Source organism: Mesorhizobium sp. M1A.F.Ca.IN.020.06.1.1, from assembly GCF_004023265.1.
Taxonomy (GTDB): Bacteria; Pseudomonadota; Alphaproteobacteria; order Rhizobiales; family Rhizobiaceae; genus Mesorhizobium.
Map to the genome: position 1 here is coordinate 1 of NZ_RZSR01000981.1, position 2,162 is coordinate 2,162.

General features: G+C 56.3%; 3 protein-coding genes and 1 pseudogene. 1 reads left to right on the forward strand and 3 read right to left on the reverse strand.

Annotated elements, in window-relative coordinates; genetic code table 11:
* A partial coding sequence (locus tag EOA60_RS29855; protein ID WP_128312394.1) for a hypothetical protein occupies positions 1 to 1,318 on the reverse strand: 1,318 nt, incomplete at its 3' end.
* Between the two features lie 124 nt (positions 1,319 to 1,442).
* On the opposite strand from EOA60_RS29855, the gene EOA60_RS29860 reads away from it, so the two are divergent.
* Positions 1,443 to 1,787: a hypothetical protein gene (locus EOA60_RS29860; protein WP_127335841.1), complete on the forward strand. Its 345-nt coding sequence runs from the start codon at positions 1,443 to 1,445 to the stop codon at positions 1,785 to 1,787.
* Here the strand turns inward: EOA60_RS29860 and EOA60_RS37855 are convergent.
* Together EOA60_RS37855 and EOA60_RS37860 are read right to left on the reverse strand one after the other, a co-directional pair.
* Complete coding sequence (locus tag EOA60_RS37855; protein WP_164748485.1) at positions 1,784 to 1,951, reverse strand: hypothetical protein; 168 nt, start codon at positions 1,949 to 1,951, stop codon at positions 1,784 to 1,786. The genes EOA60_RS29860 and EOA60_RS37855 overlap by 4 nt on opposite strands.
* Positions 1,948 to 2,162, reverse strand: a pseudogene (locus EOA60_RS37860) (thermonuclease family protein); the annotation flags it as partial. The pseudogene EOA60_RS37860 and the gene EOA60_RS37855, both read right to left, overlap by 4 nt.

Genomic DNA, 2,162 nt, shown 5'->3' on the forward strand with positions numbered 1-2,162 from the left:
TGTCGCTCACGTCGTTGCCGCCATTGAAGGCTGAAGACATATCGCCGACCAACCAAGCCACGATATTTTCTCCACGCGAAGTCAGGTAAGCGCTTTGGACTTTCATGCATATGGCGATCAGAACGCCCAAAACAGTACACCGAAAAATCCCACGCATCACCTTGAGGACGACTTCATTGACCTCATGTTGATAGTCCACCTCCGGCCCACTCTTCGATGCCACACCAATTCTCCAAAGGTCATGGACGACCGTGTAAAGCAAAATGAGACCGACAAAGAAAAGATAAAAGCACAGGCACATATAAAGGTAAGCGAGCCCCGTGAACACCACCTCTTCCGGCACCGATATGACCTCAGGACGGACGATTGCTAACTTGCCCCAATCGGTCGGATAATTGCCGCCGCCTTTCATCAACGGCATCAAACACACGCCGATCCACTGAAAAAGACCGGCGAACACCACACAAATCAGAAAAACAGCCCAATATGAATACGAAGAAGCCTCGACGTTGTGCGCCCATGCACCGTCGCTTTTCACCTGGTCGGCCTCCGCTACCAGGTTCAGGCGCCCCTCATTTTTCCAAAAGACAAGTAGCTCTGTCACGAATGCAAAAAACAGAGGCAAAAGCACCATGAAGAGGAATGTCCAATTCGGCGCCCAGAGAAACCCAACCTGCTTAACCAGGCCATCCGCCCGGACGTAGGTCGCGTCGTGAATCCCCGTCATATACGATAAAAACCCAAGAGCGGCGGCACCCGCAAATACCGACGCCGGCAAATTCAACGGAGATCCGCGACTGAAAAACGCCTCCGATCTCCTCGCCAAGCTGAAACGCCGCCCCGGCCCCTTGGCGTCAGGATCCCGTGCCAGCTCCGCCGGGGGGTCTGAGTCGTCTTCGAAGGTCGTGGGCCGAGCCATATCTGGAACCGCCACCGCGACGTCGCTTGCAGCGCTCTTCCGTTCCCGTCTCTTGGCCGCTAACCTCGATTGCGCCGCACTTAGCTCCATCTGCCATTCGCTGGTGGCCGCCGGATCACCGCAGCCAAAAACCCTTGCCAGCCAACGGATGTTGGCAGCGCTAATTCCCTTGTCGTTTTCTTGAAACCAAAGTTGCACCGTTCGCAGATCGACCCCAATCCGGTTGGAATCGATCTGCGAAATCGCCTCTGCAAGAAGCTCGGGTGTCCAGGGGCCTGCAGGAAATCCGTCTTTGCCCAACGGGCGACCCGCACCCGCCGCCGCTAATCGTTTGAATAATTCTTTGAAATCACTCCCATCTCTCGGTGGTGGGAGAAATAACTTTCCATTTTTAAACAATGACTTACAGACTCTGATTTCGCTTCGTTTCGTATCCTATCGTGCCATCATCCCCGATCAACGTATTTATCAACCTTCATGCAACGGGCGGGCGAGCGGGGCGCGAATCACTCGGAGCAGGACGATGGCTGTTGAAGTGACGTGCAGCACTGGCGAGGCACGAGAGGCGGATGAACTGGTGTATCTGATCGCGGCGCACCGCCGCGCCATGACAGAGGTGGAGAGCCTCGGGAAGCGATTGATGTACGCCGAAGAGGCGGAGGCGGAACTGATCAGTCCACGGCTTGACGCTGTCATGAAGAAGGAGACAGCCATTCGACGACAGGCAGCGATGGCGCCGGTGTCCGATGTTGGCGGCCTGAAAATGAAGGCGGCATATTTCGAGCGGCTCATGAACAACGGCTGGTGCGACGTTGATCCGGACGACCTGCATGAGTTGCTGCGATCTTTCGCCGCCTTTCGGACCTAAGAAAAGACGGCGGAAATCCACGACGCGAGCGCGTGCCAAGCGGCGTAGATCGATGCCGGCACCGCGATGACCGCGATGAATGCAATGGCGCCGCCTATTGCACCGTCCGTGCGGCCCTCGACAGGATAGTGGTAGTAGCGGCTCGATTCATCTTCGTGGTTCATTGGTTCTGCTCCTTTGGCCGTTTCAGCAGCAGCTCGATGGGGTGCTGAAACTTCATCGCCCAAAGACCATCAGCTTGCATCTTCGCATTGAGTTCGGCCACCAGATAGTTGGCACTGACGGCGTTGCCTTTTTGGTCGGTGGCGGCAAAGGCGTATCCGGCCGCGATCAGGGCAGTCCCAAGGTCGATTGTGTTGCCGCCCAGTGTGGCGC

Bases quoted from the DNA above. Each gene is read 5' to 3' on its own strand.
- EOA60_RS29860 (WP_127335841.1), top strand. From the start codon at position 1,443: ATGGCTGTTGAAGTGACGTGCAGCACTGGCGAGGCACGAGAGGCGGAT.
- EOA60_RS37855 (WP_164748485.1), bottom strand. From the start codon at position 1,951: ATGAACCACGAAGATGAATCGAGCCGCTACTACCACTATCCTGTCGAG.